Source organism: Roseospira marina (assembly GCF_014197855.1).
Taxonomy (GTDB): domain Bacteria; phylum Pseudomonadota; class Alphaproteobacteria; order Rhodospirillales; family Rhodospirillaceae; genus Rhodospira; species Rhodospira marina.
Genome location: NZ_JACIGJ010000007.1, coordinates 120,522 through 142,864 on the forward strand (window position 1 = coordinate 120,522; position 22,343 = coordinate 142,864).

General features: G+C 70.4%; 15 protein-coding genes. 9 read left to right on the forward strand and 6 right to left on the reverse strand.

The features are described from left to right. Positions 1–11 precede the first annotated feature (11 nt). The 3 genes from treS to malQ all read left to right on the forward strand — a co-directional run bounded on the left by treS (position 12) and on the right by malQ (position 7,928). Positions 12–3,311 (forward strand): maltose alpha-D-glucosyltransferase, encoded by a 3,300-nt coding sequence (gene treS, locus GGD82_RS11120; protein ID WP_184013271.1) that lies wholly within the window; start codon positions 12–14, stop codon positions 3,309–3,311. 34 nt (positions 3,312–3,345) lie between these two features. Continuing rightward, positions 3,346–5,646 (forward strand): glycogen debranching protein GlgX, encoded by a 2,301-nt coding sequence (gene glgX, locus GGD82_RS11125; RefSeq protein WP_150061735.1) that lies wholly within the window; start codon positions 3,346–3,348, stop codon positions 5,644–5,646. Positions 5,647–5,717: 71 nt separating this feature from the next. Then, positions 5,718–7,928 carry a 4-alpha-glucanotransferase gene (gene malQ / locus GGD82_RS11130; RefSeq protein WP_150061736.1) on the forward strand — a complete coding sequence of 737 codons (2,211 nt, stop codon included), beginning with the start codon at positions 5,718–5,720 and terminating at the stop codon, positions 7,926–7,928. A gap of 27 nt (positions 7,929–7,955) precedes the next feature. Here malQ and GGD82_RS11135 read toward each other — a convergent pair whose 3' ends face one another. The 5 genes from GGD82_RS11135 to GGD82_RS21110 all read right to left on the reverse strand — a co-directional run bounded on the left by GGD82_RS11135 (position 7,956) and on the right by GGD82_RS21110 (position 12,056). Next, positions 7,956–9,044, reverse strand: a complete 1,089-nt coding sequence (locus GGD82_RS11135) for a COX15/CtaA family protein (protein ID WP_246163772.1) — start codon at positions 9,042–9,044, stop codon at positions 7,956–7,958. A 4-nt stretch (positions 9,045–9,048) separates the two neighbouring features. Next, on the reverse strand, positions 9,049–9,921 hold the full coding sequence (gene cyoE / locus GGD82_RS11140) for a heme o synthase (RefSeq protein ID WP_150061737.1): 873 nt from the start codon (positions 9,919–9,921) through the stop codon (positions 9,049–9,051). 130 nt (positions 9,922–10,051) lie between these two features. After that, the gene (locus GGD82_RS11145) at positions 10,052–11,452 is read right to left on the reverse strand and encodes a hypothetical protein (protein WP_150061738.1); all 1,401 of its coding nucleotides are present in this window, start codon (positions 11,450–11,452) and stop codon (positions 10,052–10,054) included. Positions 11,453–11,478: 26 nt separating this feature from the next. Then, complete coding sequence (locus GGD82_RS11150; RefSeq protein WP_150061739.1) at positions 11,479–11,916, reverse strand: DUF420 domain-containing protein; 438 nt, start codon at positions 11,914–11,916, stop codon at positions 11,479–11,481. A 17-nt stretch (positions 11,917–11,933) separates the two neighbouring features. Further along, positions 11,934–12,056 carry a hypothetical protein gene (locus GGD82_RS21110; protein WP_260178387.1) on the reverse strand — a complete coding sequence of 41 codons (123 nt, stop codon included), beginning with the start codon at positions 12,054–12,056 and terminating at the stop codon, positions 11,934–11,936. A 332-nt stretch (positions 12,057–12,388) separates the two neighbouring features. On the opposite strand from GGD82_RS21110, the gene GGD82_RS11155 reads away from it, so the two are divergent. Then, positions 12,389–13,177 (forward strand): DUF2189 domain-containing protein, encoded by a 789-nt coding sequence (locus tag GGD82_RS11155; RefSeq protein ID WP_170284210.1) that lies wholly within the window; start codon positions 12,389–12,391, stop codon positions 13,175–13,177. 84 nt (positions 13,178–13,261) lie between these two features. Continuing rightward, on the forward strand, positions 13,262–14,188 hold the full coding sequence (locus GGD82_RS11160; RefSeq protein WP_150061741.1) for a LysR family transcriptional regulator: 927 nt from the start codon (positions 13,262–13,264) through the stop codon (positions 14,186–14,188). Positions 14,189–14,191: 3 nt separating this feature from the next. On the opposite strand, the gene GGD82_RS11165 is transcribed toward GGD82_RS11160, so the two are convergent. Continuing rightward, entirely contained in the window at positions 14,192–17,800 is a 3,609-nt protein-coding gene (locus GGD82_RS11165) for an AsmA family protein (RefSeq protein WP_170284211.1), read from the reverse strand. 363 nt (positions 17,801–18,163) lie between these two features. Here GGD82_RS11165 and GGD82_RS11170 point away from each other — a divergent pair, with 363 nt between their 5' ends. From GGD82_RS11170 to GGD82_RS11185, 4 genes are all read left to right on the forward strand, one after another. Continuing rightward, complete coding sequence (locus GGD82_RS11170; RefSeq protein ID WP_150061743.1) at positions 18,164–19,117, forward strand: acetyl-CoA carboxylase carboxyltransferase subunit alpha; 954 nt, start codon at positions 18,164–18,166, stop codon at positions 19,115–19,117. A gap of 67 nt (positions 19,118–19,184) precedes the next feature. Then, complete coding sequence (locus GGD82_RS11175; protein WP_150061744.1) at positions 19,185–19,748, forward strand: L-2-amino-thiazoline-4-carboxylic acid hydrolase; 564 nt, start codon at positions 19,185–19,187, stop codon at positions 19,746–19,748. Then, positions 19,745–20,938: a M20 aminoacylase family protein gene (locus GGD82_RS11180; protein ID WP_246163774.1), complete on the forward strand. Its 1,194-nt coding sequence runs from the start codon at positions 19,745–19,747 to the stop codon at positions 20,936–20,938. Before GGD82_RS11175 ends, GGD82_RS11180 begins: the two co-directional genes overlap by 4 nt. Before the next feature lie 367 nt (positions 20,939–21,305). Then, entirely contained in the window at positions 21,306–22,331 is a 1,026-nt protein-coding gene (locus GGD82_RS11185) for a porin (RefSeq protein ID WP_170284212.1), read from the forward strand. Positions 22,332–22,343: the final 12 nt, after the last annotated feature.

The window sequence follows — 22,343 nt, forward strand, 5'->3', positions numbered from 1 at the left end:
AAGGGCCGCACATGAGCACCGATGTCACGATGGATCCGCTCTGGTACAAAGACGCGATCATCTATCAGCTTCACGTCAAGGCGTTCGCCGACAGCGACGGCAACGGCATCGGCGACTTCGCGGGATTGACGGCCAAGCTCGATTATCTGACCGAGTTGGGCGTGACGGCGGTATGGCTGCTGCCGTTCTACCCCTCGCCGCTGCGCGACGACGGCTACGACATCGGCGACTACAAGTCGGTCAACGAGTCCTACGGCTCGATGCAGGACTTCCGCCGCTTCGTGAAGGAAGCGCACAAGCGCGGCCTGCGCGTCATCACCGAGCTGGTCATCAACCACACCTCGGACCAGCACCCGTGGTTCCAGCGCGCCCGCGCGGCCAAGCCGGGCAGCAATCACCGGAACTACTACGTCTGGTCCGACAGTGACCAGAAGTACCAGGGCACGCGCATCATCTTCACGGATACCGAGGAGTCCAACTGGGCCTGGGATCCGGTGGCGCAGGCGTACTATTGGCACCGCTTCTTCAGCCATCAGCCGGACCTGAACTTCGACAATCCGAACGTCTTCAAAGAGGTCGTTCGGGTCATGAAGTTCTGGTTCGACGCCGGCGTGGACGGCATGCGGTTGGACGCCATCCCCTATCTGGTGGAGCGCGAGGGCACCAACAACGAGAACCTGCCGGAGACCCACGACGTCATCCGCCGCCTGCGCCGGTGGATGGACGAGAACTATCCCGACCGCATGTTCCTGGGCGAGGCCAACCAGTGGCCCGAGGACGTGCGGCCGTACTTCGGCGACGGCGACGAATGCCACATGGCGTTCCACTTCCCGGTCATGCCGCGCATCTACATGGCGGTCGCGCAGGAGGACCGGCACCCGATCGCCGACATCATGCGCCAAACCCCATCCATCCCCGACACCTGCCAGTGGGCCATCTTCCTGCGCAACCACGATGAACTGACGCTGGAGATGGTCAGCGACCGGGAACGCGACTACCTCTACAACACCTATGCGGCCGACAAGCGCGCGCGCATCAACGTCGGCATCCGCCGCCGGCTGGCTCCGCTGTTGAACAACGACCGCCGCAAGATCGAACTGTTGAACAGCCTGCTGATGAGTCTGCCCGGTACGCCGATCGTCTACTACGGCGACGAAATCGGCATGGGCGACAACATCCACCTGGGCGACCGCGACGGCGTGCGCACCCCGATGCAGTGGTCGCCGGATCGGAACGGCGGCTTCTCCCGCGCCGACCCGGCCAACCTGTACCTGCCCTCGATCATGGACCCCGTCTATGGCTACGGCGCGGTGAACGTGGAGGCGCAGGCGCGCAGCCCGCACTCGCTGCTGAACTGGATGCGGCGGCTGGTCAACACACGCAAGCGGCACAAGGCCTTCGGGCGGGGCACGCTGGAGTTCCTCTACCCCGGCAACCGCAAGATCCTGGCCTACCTGCGCCGGTTCGGGGGCGAGGACATTCTGTGCGTCGCCAACCTCTCGCGCGCCTCGCAGCCGGTGGAGCTGGACCTGTCCGCATTCGAAGGGCGCGTGCCGGTCGAGCTGCTCGGCCGCAGCGCCTTTCCGCCGGTGGGCGAACTGCCGTACTTCGTCACCCTGCCCGCCTACGGATTCTATTGGTTCCTTCTCACCGAGGAAGCGGAGGCCCCGTTGTGGCATGAACCCTACGTCCACCCGCTGCCGGACTTGACGACGCTGGTCGTCCCGAAAGGCTGGGCCAGCCTGTTCACGGGCCCGACCGGGGACGCCCTGATCGGCGAGATCCTGCCCGAGTTCCTGCCCAACCAGCGCTGGTTCGCCGGCAAGGAGCAAGGCATCGGCTCGGTCACCGTCCACGATCAGGCCTCGGTCGCCGGCGAAGGCGAGTCCGCGTTCCTGATGGCCCTGGTGGACACGCATCTGGCGGACGGCGAGATCCAACGCTACCTGTTGCCCCTGGCCGTGACCTGGGAGGGTAAGGAGGAGGATCCCATCGTGCCCCTGCTGCCCTACGCCCTGGCGCGCGCCCGCCGGGTGCACCGGGTGGGCGTGCTGCACGACGCGCTCGCGGATGCGCCGTTCACGGCCGCCGTGATCCAGGCCTTGCGGGAGTCGCGCGAGGTGCACAGCGCCCACGGCGGCACCGTGCGCTTCCGGCCGACCCGCCTGCTGGCCGAGGAACCCCACGTGGCGCTGGAGGACATCGGCCGCCTGGGCCGTGAGCAGTCCAACACCTCCATGCTGATCGGCGACCGCATGGTGCTGAAGGTCTACCGGCGGCTGAGCGAAGGCATCCACCCGGAGCTGGAGGTGGGCCGCTTCCTGACCGACGTGGCCGGCTACACCAACACGCCGGCCCTGCTGGGCTCGGTGGAAATCGAGGACGAGGCCGGCGCGCCCACGGCGCTTGCCGTGCTCCAGGCATTCGTGCGCAACCAGGGCGACGGCTGGGCGTACAGCCAGGACTACCTGAGTCGCTATCTGGACGACGCGGCGCTGCGGGTGCAGGGCGGCGTCGTCGAGGGCGCCGACCGCGAGGAGGCCGACCACTCCCTGTACCTGGGTCTCGCGGAGACGATGGGCCGGCGCGTCGCGGAACTGCACCGCGCGCTGGCCATCGACACCGACGATCCGGCGTTCCGCGCCGAACCGGTCGCGCCCGACGACCGCCGCCAGTGGCTCGATCAAGTCAAGGCGGAGGCCGCCAAGGCGCGCAAGTCCCTGGAGGGCGCGCTCGACTCCCTCGACGAGGACACCCGAGCCGTGGCGGACGACCTGCTGGCCCATTGGGACCGGGTCGACGGCGTGATCGAAACCGCCCTGCCCGAGGGCGTGGACCTGATGAAGACCCGCTTCCATGGCGATCTTCATTTGGGCCAGCTCGTCGTGGCCAAGGACGACGTCTACATCCTCGATTTCGAGGGTGAGCCCGCCCGTGCCGTCAACCAGCGCCGCCTGAAGCACATGCCGCTGAAGGACGTCGCCGGCATGATCCGGTCGTTCAACTATGCCGCCTGGGCCGCCCTGTTCGAGCGGCAGGTGGTGCAGCCGACCGTAATGGAGGACCTGGGTCCCACGGTCGAGCAGTGGGAGACGCAGGTGGTGGAGACCTTCCTGAAGGGCTATCACGACACCATCGGCGATTGTCCCTCCGTACCGGCGGACCCGGACTCCTTCCAGGCCCTGCTGACGCTGTTCTCGCTGGAAAAGGCGTTCTACGAAATCGGCTACGAGACGGCCAACCGTCCGGCCTGGGCGCGGATTCCGATTCGGGGCGTGCGCCGTCTGGTTCTGGGCGACCCCAGTGCCTGACGGACGGGAGCATCCAACCGGCGGACCAGCGATCATGGGGGGAAAGCCGGGGATCCCCCCGCCCGATCTGCGGGTCTGGCCCGGCCACCCCTGGCCGCTGGGCGCCACCTGGGACGGGCGCGGCGTCAACTTCGCCCTGTTTTCGGAGCGGGCGGAGCGCGTGCAGCTCTGCCTGTTCGACGCACGCGGCCGGGAAACCCGGGTGGACCTGCCCGAGTACACCGACGAGGTCTGGCACGGCTATCTGCCCGACATCGGTCCGGGGCAGACCTACGGCTATCGGGTGCACGGGCCGCACGCCCCGGAGCGCGGCCTGTGGTTCAACCCGCACAAGCTGCTGCTCGATCCCTACGCCCGCGCCCTGACCGGCACCCTGGACTGGGCGGGGCCGCATTTCTGCTTTCAGCTTGGCCACCCGCGCGCGGATCTGTCCTTCTGCACCCGGGACAATGCCGACACGATGCTGAAGTGCCAGGTGGTCGAGACCGGTGCCGGCAGCGGCAGTTTCCGGCCGCCCCGGCACAACTGGCACACCAGCATTCTGTACGAAATGCACGTGCGCGGCTTCACCATGCGCCATCCGGACGTGCACGAAAGCTACCGGGGCACCCTGGCCGGCCTCAGCGCCCCGGCGGTGGTGGACTACCTGCGCGGCCTGGGCATCACGGCCGTGGAACTGCTGCCCGTGCAGGCGTTCCTGGACGACCGGCATCTGTACATCCGGGGTCTGCGGAACTACTGGGGCTACAACCCGATCGGCTTTTTCGCCCCGCATCCGGCCTATCTGGCGACCGGCCAGTTGCGCGAGTTCCGCACCTTCGTCCGCACCATGCACGACGCCGGGATCGAGGTGATCCTGGATGTGGTCTACAACCACACCGGCGAAGGCAATCACATGGGGCCGATGCTGTCGTTCCGGGGCATCGACAACACCAGCTATTACCGTCTGGTGCCGGGCAACGAGCGCTACTATCTCGACTCCAGCGGCTGCGGCAACACGCTGAACTTCCGCCACCACCGGGTGGTGCAGATGGTCATGGATTCGCTGCGCTACTGGGTCGAGGACATGGGCGTCGACGGCTTCCGCTTCGACCTCGCCAGCGCGCTGGCCCGCGAATCCGGGCACTTCGACCGTGAGGCTGGGTTCCTCGACGCCGCCCGCCAGGACCCCGTTTTATGCCGGGTCAAGATGATCGCCGAACCCTGGGACGTCGGCGACGGCGGCTACCAGCTTGGCAACTTTCCGGCCGGCTGGGCGGAGTGGAACGACCGCTACCGCAACACCGTGCGCAGCTTCTGGCGCGGCGATCCCGGGCAGGTCCCGGACCTGGCCACCCGCATCACCGGCTCGTCCGACATCTTCGCCCGCCGGGGCCGCAAGCCCTGGGCCAGCCTGAACTTCGTGACCGCGCACGACGGCTTCACGCTGGCGGACCTCGTGTCCTACGACCGCAAGCACAACGAGGCCAACGGCGAGGACAACCGCGACGGCACCAACGACAATCGGAGCTGGAACCACGGCGTCGAGGGTCCGACCCCCGACAACGCCATCGCCACCCTGCGGCTGCGCCAGCGGGTCAACATGCTGGCCACCCTGCTGCTGTCGCAAGGTGTGCCGATGCTGCTGGCCGGGGACGAGTTCGGCAATTCCCAGGGCGGCAACAACAACCCGTACTGCCAGGACAACGCGACAAGCTGGCTGGACTGGGACCACATCGGCACCGATGGCCACCGCCTGCGCCGGCTGGTGACTTGGCTGATCCGGCTGCGCCGCTCCCACATCGTCTGGCACCGCGACCGCTTCCTGCGCGGCGAGCCCATTCCCGGCACCTCGGTCATCGATGCCCTGTGGGTCAATCCGGACGGCCGCGAGCGTACTCCGAACGATTGGGAAAACAGCAACACCCGATTCATCGGATTGTTGTTGCGTGGTGAGGCCGGTTTCTACTACGTCACGGCCACGGGCGATCCGCGCCCGGACGAGAGTTTCCTCCTGTGCATGCATTCCGGCGTCGAGCCGCTGACGTGCCGCCTGCCGGCGCTGTCGGACGGGGGGCGTTGGGTGCCGCTTCTGGACACGGCGGATGGTCCCGTGCTGTCGGCCGCACCCGCGCAGGCGGACGGCACGCCCTTCCGGATGGCCGGGCGGTCCCTGGTGCTGTTCCGGCGCGTCTCGGCGCACGCGGCAACCGGCCCGGACGCCCGCCGGGCCGTGGCCCCGGACCCGTTGGACCGGACCCTCGGGGATCGGACCCTCGGGGATCGGACTCTGGGGGACCCGCCCGCGGGGGACCGACCACCGCAGCACCGGACCCGGAACTCTCGCCCGGCGTAGCGGACCGTCCTACCTACATCCCAGCGAACACCCCAGCGACACACCCCAGCCCCTCGGCACGGAGAACGGTCATGAGCGAGTCGGACGAACTCGAAGCCCTCGCACGCCGCGCCGGTGTCTCGCCCGAATATTGGGACGCATTCGGCGCCCACGCCGTGGTGCCGGCCGCGACCAAACAGGCCTTTCTCGCCGGCATGGGCATGGCCGCCGGTGACGCGGCGACCGCCGGTCACACCCTGGCCGATCTGGAGGCGCAGACGTGGCGGCGCCCGCTGCCGCCCTGCCTCGTCCTGCGCTGCGAGGCCGAGGGGCTGGACCGCCTGCCGCTGGTCGTCGCCATCCCAGACACGGCGCGTGATGCCGCGCTCGACTGGCGCCTGACGCCGGAGGGCCGGGATTCGGCCGACGCCGACAGCGGCCACGCCGCCCTGAGCGGCCCCGGCGTCACCGACGCGGGGACCACCACGATCGACGGCACCGTCTACCGCCGCGTCGCCCTGGCCCTGCCGGTGGCGCTGCCCTGGGGCTATCACACCCTCGACGTGGCCCTGCCGGGCGAGGCACCGGCGCGCACGGTGGTGATCGTCGCCCCCTGGCGCAGCTACCTGCCGGACGCCATGGCCCAGGGCGGGCGCGTCTGGGGGCCGTCGGTGCAGGTCTACGGCCTGCGTGGGCGCGACGACTGGGGCATGGGCGACTTCGCCGACCTGCGCCACCTGACCGCCCTGAGCGCGCGCGCCGGCGCCAGCGTGGTGGGTATCAACCCGCTGCACGCCCTGTTCCCGACCCGGCCGCGCCATGTCAGCCCCTATTCGCCGAGCAGCCGGCTGTTCCTGAACCCGCTGTACATCCACATTCCAGCGGTGCCGGAGTTGGCCGACAGCGACGGCGCGGCGGCGATCATGGAGACCTCCGGCTTCCGCGACCGCCTGGGCGCGCTGGCCGCCGGGGACCTGATCGACCACGAGGGCGTGCAGGCGCTCAAGCGGCCGCTGCTGGAGGCCCTGTTCGAGACGTTCCGCACCCGCCACATGGGCCAGGGCACCGCCCGGGATGTCGCGTTCCAGGCCTTCCGCGCCGACCGGGGCCGCCCGCTGCACCTGTTCGCGATCCACGAGGCGCTGGCCGAAACCTTCGCGGACCTCGGCCACTCCCACCGCGAATGGCCGGCCGAGTATCACCACCCGGACGCTCCGGCCGTGGCGCGCTTCGCCGAGGACAACGCGGAGCGCGTGGCGTTCCACGAATATCTTCAGTTCGAGGCCGACCGCCAGCTCGCCCATGTGGCCGACACGGCCACCCAGGGCGGCATGACCCTGGGCCTGTATCATGACCTCGCCCTCGGCGCGGACCAGACCGGCGCCGACATCTGGATGAACCAGGATCTGGTCGTGGACGGCGTGGCCGTGGGCGCGCCGCCCGACCCTATGAACCTGAAGGGGCAGAACTGGGGCTTTCCGCCGCTCAACCCCGTGCGCCTGCGCGAGCGGGCCTATGATATCTTCATCGAGGTGGTGCGCGCCGGCATGCGCCATGCCGGGGCGCTGCGCATCGACCATGTGCTCGGCCTGATGCGCATGTTCTGGATCCCCGCCGAGGCCGAGGCCGGCGACGGCGGCTATGTCGGGTATCCGTTCGACGAGATGCTGGCCGTGCTGGCGCTGGAAAGCCACCGCCAGCGCTGTGTCGTGATCGGTGAGGACCTGGGCACGGTGCCGGATGGCTTCCGCGAGCGCATGGCGCAGGAGAACATCCTGTCCTACCGGTTGTTCTACTTCGAGCGCCGCATGGACCAGTCGCTGAAGGCCCCGGCGGAGTACCCCGCCAAGGCCGCCGTGGCCATCGGCACCCACGACCTGCCGACGCTGCGCGGGTTCTGGACCGGGCACGACCTGGACGTGAAGAACGCCATCCACCTGTTCCCGAGCGACGAGGTCTTCGACCGCGAGCGCCACGCCCGCGCCGACGACCGCGACCGGATTCTGGGCACGCTGGCGGCCGCGGGGTGTGCGGTGGCGGGGGATGACGGCTCCGGGTCCGGCCTGTCGGCGGATCTGGCCGACGCCATCCACCGCTTCATGGCCGCCACGCCCAGCATGATCCTGCTGCTGCAGATTGAGGACGTGCTGGAGGAGCTGGATCAGGCCAACGTTCCGGGCACCGTGGACGAGCACCCGAACTGGCGTCGGCGGCTGAGCGTGCCGGTCGAGGACCTAGCCACTCATCCGCGCTTCGCCGCGCTGACGGCGCTGCTGCGGACCGCCCGGCCGCGTCCGTCGTAAGACGCGCCGCCCCCTCGACCGACCCCGTCACGCGGGCGGCGCCGTGCGCAGGCCGTGGCACGCCACCACCAGCAGCGTCACCAGCGCCAGCGCCCCGGCCTGATGGGCGGAGGCCAGGGGGGTCGGCACGTACAGCAGCAGGGTCGCGATCCCCAGGCCCACCTGCGCCAGGATCATCACGGGCAACAGGCGCACCGCCCAGCGCGTGCCGGAAGACACGGGCGCCCGCCACGCGGCGACGGCAAAGGCCAGCACCGCCAGCAGCGTCACCAGGGCCAGCACGCGATGCTGGAACTGGATGGTGATGATGTTCTCGAACGGGTTGCGCCACCAGGGCTCCAGGTGGAGCACCCCGAACGGCACCCACTGCCCGGCCATGCGGGGAAAGGTGTTGAAGCTCAGGCCGGCCTTGTAGCCCGCCACCAGCGCACCCGCGATCAGGGTTGCCCCGGCCAGCGCCAGCGCCAGCCCACCCAAGCGGCGGGTCCATATCCGTTCGGCGAGGGCCAGTGCAGGCGGCCCGCGCAGCAGGTCGAGCGCCACCCACAGCATCGCCGCGTAGATCACCACCGCCAGCCCCAGATGGGCGGCAAGGCGGATCGGGCTGACGTCCGGCCGGTCCACCAGCCCGCTTTGCACCATCACCCAGCCCAGCACACCTTGCAGACCGCCGAGCACGAACAGACCCACCAGCCGAGCGTGATAGCCACGCGGAATGGCGCCCCGGATCCAGAACCACAGCAGGGGCAGCAGGAAGGCGAGGCCGATCAACCGCCCCAGCAGGCGGTGCACGAACTCCAGCCAGAAAATCCCCTGGAAGCCGGCCAGGGTCATGTCCGGGTTGACTCGTTGGAACTCCGGATACTGTTTGTAGGCGTCGAACAGCACCTGCCACGCGGCCTCGGTCAACGGCGGCACGACGCCGGTGAACGGCCGCCACTCGACGATCGACAGGCCCGACTCCGTCAGGCGGGTCAGGCCGCCCACCACCACCATCAGCGCCACCAGGGCGCAGCAGATCAGCAGCCACAGCGCCACGGCGCGCGGCCGGGCGCGGCCGGAGTCGGTGGCGCGGGCCGCGGCGCGACCGGCGAGAGCGGAGACCGCCGGCGGCACCGAGTCAGGTCCACATCATCGGCAGGTGCTTGTCCAGCAGCACGGCCAGGAACACGCCCATGAGGTACACCATGGAGCCGAAGAAGGTCCGCCGCGCCAGGGTGCGGTCCTCCGGCGCGCGCAGCAGGGCCACGGTGCCGAGCAGGAACCACGCCCCGAACAGCAGGCTGATGACGCCGTAAACGGCCCCCAGCTCCCCCAGCATCCAGGGGAGCAGGGTGGAGGCAACCAGCAGCACCGAATTGATCAGAATCGCCTCGGCGCTGCGCCGGGCGCTGGTTACCGCCGGCAGCATGGGCACTCCGGCGGCGCGGTAGTCGTCGCGCAGCAAAAGGGCCAGCGCCCAGAAGTGCGAGGGCGTCCACAGGAACAGCGTCACCGCCATCAGCAACGGCAGGGACCATACACCGGGATCAACCGCCGCCGCGCCGGCCAGCACGGCGAACGATCCGGCCGCACCGCCCACGACGATGTTCCACCACGTTCGGCGCTTCAGCCACACGGTGTAGACGATGGCGTAGACGAAGGCGCCCAGAAACAGATGCGCGGCCACCAGCCAGTTCAGCGCCACCCCCGCCAGACCGACGCCGGCCACCAGCAGCGCCAGCGCGAAGGCCAGCACGCGGCGGCAGTCGGCCGGGCTCGCTGTCACCATGGGGCGGCCCCGGGTGCGTGTCATGCGGGCGTCGAGGTCGCGCTCGTAGAGATGATTGAACACCGAAGAGCTGGCCGAGCCCAGCAGCATCGCCAACGACAGGGCCACCAGCGTTACGGCCTCCACCGTCTCGGCGACGGCCATATAGCCGATGATGGCGGTCAGGGCGATGATGACGCCGATCCGCATCTTGCACAGTTCCATGTAGTTCGCGAACGTCATGGCCCTTGCTCCTCCCCGTTCCGCCCCGGGGCAGCCCACCCCTCGCGCCACGCCTCGCGGGCGGCGGGTCCTCCCGTGACACCGACCCGTTCGGGTGGGTTTCCATGAAATAGTCAACAAAGGGAGTCGGCTAAAGAACCCTGAACTTCGCGTGGGCTTTGGCCTGCCGGATCAGGCCGGCCAGGACGATCCACACGAACATCACCCCTCCGAGCGCGGCCAGCCCCCCGCCGGCGCCGTTCAGGCCCATGAACACGGATTTCGCCGTGGAATCGAGCCCCTGGGCCTCGCCGGCCAGCTTGCGGCCGACGCCCAGGACTCCGGCGCCGTACAGCCCCACGGCCTGCACCAGCGATCCCACCGCATACAGCCACAGCAGCACAAGCCGGGCGGTCGGGCGGCGCTGGACGCGGGGACTCGGCACCAGGCCGCCCAGGAACAGGCCCATCACGGCCAGATTCACCCCCGCGATGATGGCATGGTAGTGCGCCGGGGTCCGGGTATCGCCCCAGCCCACCAGAAACCCCAGAACACCCCCGGCCGCGAACAGCACCACCGACCCCACCAGCGCCAGCCGCCCCGGCGTGCCGAACAGCCCGCCCCCCAGACCGACCCCGCGCGCCCGCACGAGCATCCAGGCGGTGGCGATCAGCAGGATCGCGGGTTGCAGCGTCAGCCCGGCCTTGTACAGCAGCGTGAACGCGGCGTAGTGGCCGGCGGTCTGCACCGGCGCCCAGACGAACACCAACGGCCCGACCCAGGCCACCAGCGCGATCAAGGCCAGCAGCGCCGCGAACGGGCCGGTCGGCAGCGGCGCGCGGCCGACGTGCCGGGTGCTCAGGTGGTGCCACAGCGTCAGCATGACCAGCGCGTTGACGAACTGGAGCACATGGCCGCCGGCCCAGAACCGCCACTCGTTCAGCGCCTCCGGATCCGGCTCCGGCGTCATGGTCAGCGCCGCCAGCGCGACGCACACCAGCGCCGCCGCGAAGGTCAGCGCCCCCATGGCGGCGCCGAACGCCATCATGTCGCGCGCCAGCACCCGGGGGCCCAGGCTGAGCAGGCGCGCCAAGGGCAGTGCCACACCCAACGCCACCACGCCCAGGGCACCGTGGTACAGGGGGTGATCGACCACCGGAACGTAGTTGTTCAGGGACGGCGCCCCCAGGTTCAGCACCGCCGGCCCCAGCAGCAGGCCCATGCCCGCCGCCACCGTCATCCAGCCGGCGCGCGCCCAGGGCGCCATCGCCGGGCCACGCCCGACCCGACCGGCGCCCAGCACCGCCAGCAGCCCGAGAACGGCCAGGAACCAGACCACCACCGACAGCGTGACATGGGTGACCAGCGCGCGACGGAAAAAGCTCTCCCACGGCCAGGGCAGCCAGTCCTGCACCCCCGGCACCCGTGCCAGCGCCAGCAGAACGGCCAGCAGGCCCGCGAGCGCCAGGGCGGCGATGGCGACGGCACCCCAGGCGCGCGCCGGCCGGTCCACGTCGGGATGGATGGGCTGGGCGCTGGCGTCGAACGGCATCGCGGCGTCCTCCGATCCGGCCGGACTCACGCGCCCGAGGCCTGGGGATAGAGGTGATACAGCATGCCGTAGATCGCGACGCCGGTCACCGTCACATACAGCCACAGGGGCAAGGTCCAGCGCGCCAACGCCTTATGGCGGTCGAACCGGCCGGTCCAGGCGCGCCGCACGATCTCGACCACCAGCGGCACGATGGCCACCGCCAGGATCACATGCGAGACCAGGATGATGTAGTAGATCACGCGAATCGTGCCCCGGCCCGGAAACACGAAGATCGGCGCCGTGAAGTGATAGACGAGGTAGCTGATCAGGAAGACGGCCGAGACGGCGAGCGCGGCGATCATGACCGCGCGGTGGGCGTCCCGCCGGCCGGCGCGGATCAGTCCGAAGCCGATCAGAAGCAACACGGTCGACACGGCGTTCAAGGCCGCGTTGACGTGGGGAAGAACCGTGGCGGTATCCATCGCGCGGCTCCCGGCCCCTAAAAACCGTACAGGGTGATCTTGATGACCATCGACAGGTAGACGGCCAGCCCGACGGCGCCCAGAACCCAGGCCAGAGTCGTGTTGCGCATCGGCGTTCCCTGCGTGGTGCGGCGGTCCATGGGCGCTCCTCCCGGAAACCGGTGGCTCCGGCTTGTTTCGCCCCCGGAGTCCACCCAAATCCGACCCGAGAAGTCAACACATGGACCCGCGCCGCACGCAACGGATTTCAACGCCGCGCTGGGTTCGCGTGCGCATCAACGAACAAATCTTTCAATTTTGTGAGTATTTTTGTTTGGTTCCGTCCGGTATACTGCGGCCCATTGACGTTGTGTCGTCCCGGCCTTGAATGCTGCCCGGCCCCGGTCCCCGACCCGTGCGTCCCCGACCCGAGGCCTGTGCCCAAACGCACCCAAGAGCGGCCGCGCCGGGTATCCAGGGAGGACTCACGCCCATGTCCACGATGACCGCGACCCTCGCCACCGGCCCCGAGCCCTCTCTCACCGCCGTGACGGTCGATGACTCGGGGGGGTGGATCCACAAGGCACTGGCCGATTTTCAGCGCGCCCCCGGGCTCAGCCTGACGTACGGCGGCCTGTTCGTCCTGCTGTCGTGGGGCCTGTCGGCCCTCGTCCTGTACGCCGGGCTCGGTTCCGTTCTGCTGCCTCTGACGAGCGGCTTCATGCTGGTCGGTGCCGTGTTCGCCGTGCCGCTGCACGTCATCAGCCTCGCCCACGAGCGGGGCGAGCGTATCGGCCTGCCCGAGGCCGTCCGCCGCAGCCTCGCCAGCCTGCCCGGCCTCGCCATCGTCGGCGTGACGCTGACCCTGGTCATGTTGGCCTGGATGCTGCTCGCGCTGCTGATCTTCGCCGCCTTTTACGGGGGCCAGCCGCCCAGTCTGGCGCGCTTCGGCACGGACCTGCTCAGCAGCCCGCAAGCGGCGTTCTTCCTGGCCACGGGCACATTCGTCGGCGCGGTCATGGCCACGGTCGCGTTTTCCATCGCGGCGCTGTCCATCCCGATGCTGGTGGACAAGCCCGACACGCAGCCGATCCACGCCATGGCCGTCAGCCTGGAAGCCGTGATACGCCAACCCGGCGTGATGATCGGGTGGGGCGCCACGGTCGGCTTCATCACCGTCTCGGGGATGGTGCCGGCGTTCCTGGGCCTGGCGTTCACGCTGCCGCTGGCCGGCTATGCCTCCTGGCACGCCTATCGCGCCCTGCTCCCCCAAGGGGTGTAAGGCGGGGCGGCTCCGCGGCTTCCCTTGCATCGGGGGAACCGCTAGTCTGGTGCGCATCCATCAGTGTGAAGAATGGATGCGCCCGTGGACCCACGACACCTGCGCCATCTCCTGGCGGTCCTGGAGGCCGGCTCGGTGTCCGGGGCGGCGCGCGCGCTCGGCATGGGCCAGCCCGCCCTGAGCCAGAGCCTGCGCGCGCTGGAGGAGGACCTGGGCGCCGTGCTGCTGCACCGGCGCCCACGCGGCGTCGTTCCCACCGAGGAGGGGCGCCTGCTGGCCGAGCGCGCCCGGCGCCTGCTCGCGGAGTGGGACGGGCTCGCCGACAGCCTGCGCGCGGCCGCTGCCGAACCGGCTGGCGTTCTGGCCATCGGCGTGCCCACCTCGTTGGGGCACGCCGTCAGCGTGCCGGTCGCCGAGGCGCTGGCCGACCGCTTCCCGCGCGTGCGGCCGCGTCTGGTCGAGGGCCTGTCCGGGCACATCATCGCGTGGCTGAACGCCGGGGACCTGGACCTCGGCCTGATCTTCAACACGGAAGACAGCGCGGACCTTGCGGTGGAGCGGCTGGCCGAAGAGCACTTGTGCCTCGTCTCGGCGCCGGAGGCGCGGCCCCACGGCCCCAGCATCACCTTGGCCGAGGTTGCGGCCCGCCCGCTGATCCTGCCGGGGCGCCCCCATGGCCTGCGGGCGGAGGTGGAACGCGCGTTCGCCGCCCTCGGCCCCGGCCGGACGCCCCACGTCGTGATGGAGATCGACGCGCTGGATCACATCGTGACCCTGGTGGCGCGCGGGCGCGGGGATGCCATCCTGTCGCCGCGCGTGGCCCGCACCGCCCTGGGGACCGGCCGCATCGTCGCCACCCCCATCGTCGCGCCGACCATCACGCGGACCATCGGCCTCGCCCATTCGCGACTGCGGCCACCGTCCATCGCGCTGCGCCACGCCCTGCCCGCCCTGGCCCCGCTGATCCGTCGGCTGGTGCGCACGGCCGCCGAGGGCATCGAGAGGGCGTGAGGCTTACTCCCCGGGGCGCGGCGCGTCCCGCATCATGTCGCGCAGGATGGCGTCGGTGGTCGGATCGTCGGACAGGAACGGCCCGGGGTTGGCGGCGTCCGCCGTCGGTGGGGCCGGCGTGTCCGGCTCGGGGGTTTCGGGAATCGGCGCGGCCGGCGGCGGCTGGGTGGTCTGGGGCGTCGACGGCGTCACCTCGGCCGCAGCCGGGGTTTCTGCGGGCGTCGGCGCGGGTGTGGGCGCGGGTGTGGGCGCCGGAGTGGCGGCCGGGGCGCGCCCGGACCCGGTCGTCCGCGCCGTCTGAAGCGTCACCGTCGGCGCCGCAAGATCGCCCGAAACCTGGATCGGCAGGGGATTGGGCAGGCGGATCAGGCCCGACACCGCGTCGCGGAGCGGACCGTCCGACAGGTCCAGCACCCCGGCCGCGTCCACCGTGCCGCCCAGCAGGTCCACGCGCCCCGACAGGCTTCCGGCGTAGAGCGGGCTGGTCAGCCGCGCCGGATCCACGGTCAGGGTGCCGCCGTTCAAGGTGAACCGGCTGTCCAGCGCGGCCCGCCGTTGCGCCGGATCCAGCCGGCCCAGAAGCGAGCCCGCCAGATCGTTCAGCGCCGCCACCGGCTCCAGCGCGCTCGCCAGGGCGGAGCCACGCACCGCGCCGGTCCGCACATCCAGATCGGACAGGCTCAGCCGGCCCTCGCCCGTGGCCGCACCGACCAGCTCCCGCAGGCTGGCGCCCGCCCCGCGCGCCGCCAGCCGCAGCGTTCCGGACCCGGCGGCACCGGCCGCGCCGTCCACCCCCGGCAGGCGCGCCACATCGAACCCGTCTACCGTCAGCGCGAGGTCATAGGACCCCGGCGCGCCGGCGATGACCGCCAGACGGCCCTCGGCCTGACCGCCGTACAGGGTGCCGGTCAGGGGCTCGATATGCAGCACGCCGTCCGCCAGCCGGGCCGACAGATCGGCGTTCGTCAGCGACAGAGCGCCATAGGCCAGCGCCGTCGCCCGCAGATTAATGTCCGCGTCCAACGCGACCAGCGGCGACAGGTCGATCGGCGCCGTGGACCAGGACCACGCCACCGGCCGCACTCCGAGGGAGGCGGGCGGAGACGGCGGGGTCCCGACCCGCCAGGCCGCCGGAATTACGCGCCGCCCCAGAGCCGGGATCGGCGCGTACCGGGCCTCACGCGCAGGCGGCAGATAGCGGTCCAGATACAGCGGCGTGGTGCTCAGGCCCGCCGCCAGATAGGGCCGCCCGCCATCCGGGCGCAGGTCCAGGCGCGCCTGCCCGGTCGCGCGGGTGTCGCCCACCGTCAGGTCGATGTCGTTGACGGTGATCTGGCCACCATCGGCCGCCGTTGCGTCGGCCCTTCCCGGGTCCACCTTCACCTGCGCCGCCAACGCCACCGCGCCGAGGGGCGCCCCGGCGGGAGCGTAGGACGGCGCCGCGAGCCGAATCAGGCGCACCGCCTCCGGATGCCGCAAGTCCACAGCCATGTCGAGGGTGGGGGCCCTCCCGCTCAGGCCGGTGATGTGCCCGGTGGTGTCGAGCCGCCCGCCATCCGCCTGGGTCGCGGTGGTCAGGTCCAGATCATCCATCGTGCCGTTAAGCACCAGGGTCTGGGTCACGGCACCCAGATCGCGCAGCGCCGGGGGCAGTTCCGTGCGCAGCAGCCGGGCCGTGCGCCCAATGTCGCCGGTGTTCAGCGTCACCGTGAGGCTGTCGGCGCGCGGTTCGGCACCGAAGCCCGACACGCCGCCCCGGGCCTCCAGCGCGCCCCCGGCCACCCGGTCGATGGTGAGCGCGGCCAGGTCCAGCCGCCCCCCCACCAGCGACCCGTCGAGCCGCACCCCCCGCATCGGCAGGGTATCGATGGTCAGACGGCCGAACGCGAGCCGCAGGTTGGCGTCGATGGTGTTCAAGATCGACAGGGCGGACAGCCGAGGCGCGGCCCCCGTCGGGCCACGCTCCGGATCCCCGGCGCGGTCGTCACCGTCCGACGCCGGCAGATAGGCGTCCACATTCAGGGAGTCCACGCTCAGGTTGGCCCCCAGACCGAGGCGCGCCCCCGGGCGCACCACCAGCGCCCCACTCACCCGGCTGGTGTCGAGCGTGACGTCCAGATCGCGGATCCGCACGGCGTCCGGTCCGCCGTCCACGTCGGCCGACAGCGCGAACGCCCGCAGACGGTCCGCCGGCACCGGCTCCACCGGGACGCGCAGCCAAGTGAGGATGTTGCGCAGATTGCCGGCGCGCGCCTGGACCATGCCTTCCGCATGCGGCGCGCCCTCGGCATCGGACACGACCCCGGTCAGGCTGAGCCGCGCCGCCCCGGGCAGGGTGGCGCCGGCCTCGGTGACCGTCAGCACGCCATCCGGGGTCAGGTTCGCGTCCAGGGTCACTTGGCGGACCACCTCGCCGCGCCACGTCAGAGTATCGGCGGTCAGATCCAGGCGCGCCGTCATATCCCGGGGCAGCGCGATGGCCGCCAGCGCCGCGCCCGGCGTTTGGGGCGGATCGGCCGTGTCCGGATCGACCGTGGAGGAGGGCAGGGGACCGGCACCCGCCAGCCACGCATCGACATCCAGGGCGCGCAGGCGCAGATGCGCCTCCGCCGTGAGGCTCCGGTCCCGCACCTGACGGACCATGGAGAGAGTGCCGCGCACCTCCGCCTCGCCCAGCGCCACCCGCAGGTCCGACAGCGCGCCGCCGTCCACGGTGCCCGACACCTGACCCTCGACGGAGAACGGCCGCGCCGTCAGGGCGGCCACACGCGGGGACGGCGGCGCAGGCGCGCCCAGCGCCCGCAGGGTCGCGGTCAGATCGGCACCGGCCGCATGCAGGGTGCCGTTGAGGACCGGCCGGCTGCCGCCCAACCCGGACAGCGCGCCGGACACTTCAATGGTGGTGCCCGTATCGGGCAGCAGCAGGTTGGTCTCGATCGGGGTATCGTGCAACGCTGCGACCTCGCCCGACACGATGTCGAACGCGACCGGGGTTCCGGCGACCACCGCATCCCCGGACAGGCGCAGCGGCCCTTTCAGGCTCTGCGCCGAGAGGTCCAGGCCCACGGCCTCGGCCCGGATCTCGCGGCCGCTGGCCCCATCGCGGAACACCACGAGACCGTTGTCCACCCGCACGCTGTCCAGGCGCACCGTCAGGTCCAGGCCGGACAGGCGCCCGGGGTGGAGCGCCCCGGTGCCGTCCCGCAGGGCGGAGTCGTCGTCCCGGGTGCCAAGGGCCCAGTTGACGCGACCATTGCCGAGCCGCTCCAGCAGGACCACGGGATCCAGGATCCGGATCGTGCTGACCCGCACCTCGCCCCCCAGCAGCGCCGGCAGATCGAGAGCCACCCGCAGCGCACCGATCCGTGCCATATCGCGCGTGGAGCCGCCGGCGATGTTGGCCAGTCGCACGCCCTCCACCGACAGCATCGGCGTCGGCAGAAGCCGCATGGAGAGGTCGCCGTCGATGGCGGCGGCGCGGCCGGTGGCCGCCTCAAGCTGGGCCGCGATCCGCTCCCGCCAGGGGTTCCAGTCGATGAACGACGGCGCCGCCAGCGCGGCCCCCAGCACCACGACAAGGACAATCCCCAGAATCAGCAGCAGCTTCCGCACCGGCGCAGGTCTCCCGCGAGGCCCCGGCCGCCCGGACCGATGGCGCGGCACGGCGCGGGGCAGCGTTCCCGACGTTCCGGCGATGGTACCCGGATTTCCCGAGACGGCAAAAGCGGCGGGGACTCCGTGCCCTCGGGGTCGCGGCGGCGTGTTCTCGCGGCAACACCTCACGCGGACCCACGCCCCCTCCGCACAGCCCGCGCGGCGGCCCCGTCCCTGGAAAGTGACCCCGACGGCAAACAGGCCGTGCGATCTTTCCGGTTCCGGCGGGGCCTGCGGCGTGATAGATGCAGGCGCGGTGCGGCTGGCATCGTCCGATGTCGCCGTGCCTCTCTCCCCCCGTCCGCGCCGTGGGACACCCTGATGCGATTCCTGGATTTCGAACGCCCCATCGCCGAGCTGGAAGGCAAGATTGCCGAGCTCCGCCATCTCGGCGACGCCGATGGCATGAATATCGTCGAGGAGGTGGCGCGCCTTCAGCAGAAGGTCGAACGCCAGCTTCAGCAGACCTACGCCAAGCTGACCCCGTGGCAGAAGACCCACGTGGCACGGCATCCGGACCGGCCGCACTGCCTGCGCTACATCGACCGCCTGATCGAGGATTTCACCCCGCTGGCCGGCGACCGCAGTTTCGCCGAGGACCAGGCCATCATCGGCGGCCTGGGCCGGTTCCGCGGGCAGGCCGTGGTGGTGATCGGCCAGGAGAAGGGGCACGACACCGAAAGCCGGGTGAAGCACAACTTCGGCATGCCGCGCCCCGAAGGCTACCGCAAGGCCCAGCGCCTGATGCGCCTGGCGGAGCGGTTCGGCCTGCCGGTGCTGACGCTGGTCGATACGGCCGGAGCGTTCCCGGGCAAGGGCGCCGAGGAGCGCGGCCAAGCCGAAGCCATCGCCCGCGCCACCGAAACCTGCCTGGATCTGCGCGTGCCGTTGCTGTGCTGCGTGATCGGCGAGGGCGGCTCCGGCGGCGCCATCGCGCTGGCGGCGGGCAACGTTGTTCTGATGCTGGAACACGCCATCTATTCGGTGATCTCGCCGGAAGGCTGCGCCTCCATCCTGTGGCGCAGCGGCGACAAGGCGCAGGACGCCGCCGACGCCCTGAAGCTGACCGCGCAGGACCTGGACGCGCTCGGCGTGATCGAGGAGATTGTGAAGGAGCCGCTGGGCGGTGCCCACCGGAACCCGGAGGTCGCCATCGACGCCGTCGGCGACGCACTGGAGCGCCATCTGCAGGAGCTACTGCCGCTGTCCGGCGAGGCCGTGCGGGCCCGCCGCCGCGAGCGGTTCCTCGCCATCGGACGCCAGGGCCTGAGCTGAGACCGGCCGTGCCCAGGCCAATCCTGGTTCGCGCGGCTCCCCCATAGCCGCACGGAAGGACCGCGCCATGACGGACGACTCCGAACGCCCGACGGATTCCGCCCCCCGCCCGACCCTATCGATCCTGGAACGCCGCCGCATCGAGGCGGAGTTCGCCCGCGAGGTCTTCGACTCCATGGTCGCCCATGCTGGGGAGGAGGCCGCGCGCACCATGCTGCGCGATGCGGTGACGCGCATGGCCGAACGGGCGGGCGCCGCCATGGCGGCCGAGGACCGGGCGCAGGGTTCGGTCACCCTGGAGACCTTCGCCGACCGCCTCAAACTGTGGCAGCAGGACGACGCGTTGCGGCTGGAGGTCCTTGAACGCGGGCCCGACCAACTCGATTTCAATGTGGTGCGGTGCCGCTATGCGGAGCTGTACGAGGCGCTCGGCGTGCGGTCGATCGGCGACATTCTGTCGTGCAACCGCGATGGTCAGTTCATTTGCGGCTATGATTCGCGCATGACACTCACCCGCAGCCAGACCATCATGGCGGGCGCGTCGCATTGCGATTTCCGGTATCGCAGGACGTCCGGCGCCGCGACGGCGACCGAACCGGCGGCCGAAGACCCGACGGAGGATGGTGGATGACCTACACGGGACCGATGGAACGCATCGAGGCCCTGCGCCCCGACATGCAGGCGTGGCGCCGGGATCTGCACGCGCATCCCGAAATTGCGTACCAGGAGGAACGCACCAGCGGCCTCGTGGCTGAGAAGCTGCGCGCCTGGGGCCTGGACGTGCACACCGGGATCGGCAAGACCGGCGTGGTCGGGACGTTGAAAGGCCGCCATCCCGGCGAGCGTGCCATCGGCCTGCGCGCCGACATGGACGCCCTGCCATTGCAGGAAACCAACACGTTCGAGCATCGCTCCCAAAACGAGGGGCGGATGCATGCCTGCGGCCACGACGGGCACACCGCCATGCTGCTGGGTGCGGCCAAGGCGATGGCCGAGGCCCCGGAGTTCGCCGGCACGGTGCATTTCATCTTCCAGCCCGCCGAGGAAGGCGAGGCCGGCGCCCGCGCGATGATCGAGGACGGCCTGTTCCAGCGATTCCCCGTCGAGTCGGTGTGGGGCCTGCACAACTGGCCGGGGCAGGATGTCGGCACCTTCGACGTGCGCCCGGGGCCGATCATGGCCGCCACCGACACCTTCCGCATCACCCTCACCGGGCACGGCGGGCACGGCGCCATGCCGCACCTGGGCACGGACGTGGTGACCGCCGCCGCCTCGCTGGTCAGCGCGGCGCAGACCATCGTGTCGCGCACCATCAACCCCATCGACTCCGCCGTGGTGTCGGTAACCATGATTCACGGCGGCGAGGCCTTCAACGCCATCCCGAGCACCGTCACGCTGGGCGGCACTGCCCGGTCGCTGTCGCCGCAGGTGCGCGACACCATCGAACAGCGCCTCGGCGAGATGGCGCACCACATCGCCGCCGCGCACGGCGTGAGCGCCGAATACCACTACCAGCGGCGCTATCCGCCCACGGTCAACGCCCCGGACGAGACCGCCCTGGCGGTCGAGGTCATGCGCAGCATCGTCGGCGAGGCCAACGTCAACCCGGACGGCCAGCCGACCATGGGCGGCGAGGACTTCGCCTTCATGCTGCAGGAAAAACCCGGGTGTTATGTCCGGCTGGGCGCCGGGCCAGGGCAGGCCGGGTGCATGCTCCACAACACCGGCTACGACTTCAACGACGACATCCTGACGCTGGGCGCGACCTATTGGGTCCGGCTGGTCCAGCGCCTGCTGGGACCTGACGCCCCCCCCGCCTGACCGAACCGGCCACGCACCGCATCCGCAACCGCGCCCGCAGGGTCATCGACCGTGCGGGCGCGGTTTGTTTTGAGGCCATGCAGAAAACCGCGAAGAGCTGTGTCCTGGTGGGACTCTCACCCGCCGTGAGGGATCTGTGGCGGAATTGTCGCACGAAATGCGAAATATTCGCAACCGCACAGCGATGGTGCGCTGCCGCATTGACCGGGCGCGCGCGCTCATGCCGTTATCCCTGATGGTGTTGCGGGTTTGGCGGACGGAGCCGGGGGGGCTCGCTCCCGATCCGCGCGGGACGGGGGAGGGACCGTCCCCATCCGCCCTTCGCCGCGCGGAGTCCCACGCATGTGGGGTGATGAAAGGATACGTCATGAAGAAAGTTCTTTTTGGCACGACGGCCCTGATCGCCGCGGCCAGTTTCGCGGGCACGGCACAGGCTGAGAAGATCAAGCTGGGCATCGGCGGCAAGCAGGAAGTCTGGTTCGGCGTCGCCGACGTCGAAGACAATGCGGACGAGACCTACAGCTCCACCGGTATGTCGACCGACACCGAGCTGTACTTCACCGGCGACACGACTCTGGATAACGGCATCACGGTCCGCGCCGTCGTCCAGTTGGAGGCCGACCAGGGCGGCGGCGATGACGCCGACGAAACCTACATCACCATGTCCGGCAACTTCGGTGCCCTGCAACTCGGCAATCGCCAGGACGTGGTGGCCAACATGGTCTGGATCGGCGAGGAACGGACCGCCCAGGATTGGGACGAGGCGTTCGACTGGGTCCCGGGCTTCGGGGACCGCTACGTCTACAACTACTATTCGGTCGACGACACGTCGATCGGCTACACGACCCCGTCGTTCTTTGGCTTCAGCGGTGCCGCCAGCTATACGCCGGACTCCCGCGACCGCGTGGGCTTCGGCGATTGGAAGACCGGCAGCGCCAAGGACATGTTCGCCGTCGGCGGCGCGTTCGACAACGAATTCAGTGGCATCGGCGTTCACGCCGACGTGGGCTATTGGGACCAGCAGGGCGCCGGCGGCGCGCCGGACGGCAGCCTGATCCGCGGCGCGCTCGCGTTGAGCTATGCCGGCTTCACGTTGGGCGGCTCTTACGGTGTTCAGGACTATGAGGGCGACGACAACGCCGTCAACACCTGGCAGATCGGCGCATCGTACGTCGCCGAGTCCTACGCCTTTGACGCAAACTACGGCCAGTCCGAGACCGACGATGCCGACGACGACGTCGAGGCTGATTACGTCAAGGTCGGCGCCAAGTACGTTCTGGGCCCGGGCGTCAATCTGAGCGCCTCCGTGTTCCACGCCAACTACGACGACGACGCGGCCCGCGAGGATCGCGAGGTGACCGGTGGCCTCATGGGCGTCGCCCTGAGCTTCTAACTTCCCGTCCAC

What these genes read in the sequence shown, in the direction of transcription:
- GGD82_RS11175 (WP_150061744.1), top strand. Translation starts at nt 19,185, where the DNA reads ATGACGGACGACTCCGAACGCCCGACGGATTCCGCCCCCCGCCCGACC.
- GGD82_RS11150 (WP_150061739.1), bottom strand. Translation starts at nt 11,916, where the DNA reads ATGGATACCGCCACGGTTCTTCCCCACGTCAACGCGGCCTTGAACGCC.
- GGD82_RS11180 (WP_246163774.1), top strand. Translation starts at nt 19,745, where the DNA reads ATGACCTACACGGGACCGATGGAACGCATCGAGGCCCTGCGCCCCGAC.
- glgX (WP_150061735.1), top strand. Translation starts at nt 3,346, where the DNA reads ATGGGGGGAAAGCCGGGGATCCCCCCGCCCGATCTGCGGGTCTGGCCC.
- GGD82_RS11170 (WP_150061743.1), top strand. Translation starts at nt 18,164, where the DNA reads ATGCGATTCCTGGATTTCGAACGCCCCATCGCCGAGCTGGAAGGCAAG.
- GGD82_RS21110 (WP_260178387.1), bottom strand. Translation starts at nt 12,056, where the DNA reads ATGGACCGCCGCACCACGCAGGGAACGCCGATGCGCAACACGACTCTG.
- malQ (WP_150061736.1), top strand. Translation starts at nt 5,718, where the DNA reads ATGAGCGAGTCGGACGAACTCGAAGCCCTCGCACGCCGCGCCGGTGTC.
- GGD82_RS11145 (WP_150061738.1), bottom strand. Translation starts at nt 11,452, where the DNA reads ATGCCGTTCGACGCCAGCGCCCAGCCCATCCATCCCGACGTGGACCGG.
- treS (WP_184013271.1), top strand. Translation starts at nt 12, where the DNA reads ATGAGCACCGATGTCACGATGGATCCGCTCTGGTACAAAGACGCGATC.
- GGD82_RS11185 (WP_170284212.1), top strand. Translation starts at nt 21,306, where the DNA reads ATGAAGAAAGTTCTTTTTGGCACGACGGCCCTGATCGCCGCGGCCAGT.
- GGD82_RS11155 (WP_170284210.1), top strand. Translation starts at nt 12,389, where the DNA reads ATGTCCACGATGACCGCGACCCTCGCCACCGGCCCCGAGCCCTCTCTC.
- cyoE (WP_150061737.1), bottom strand. Translation starts at nt 9,921, where the DNA reads ATGACGTTCGCGAACTACATGGAACTGTGCAAGATGCGGATCGGCGTC.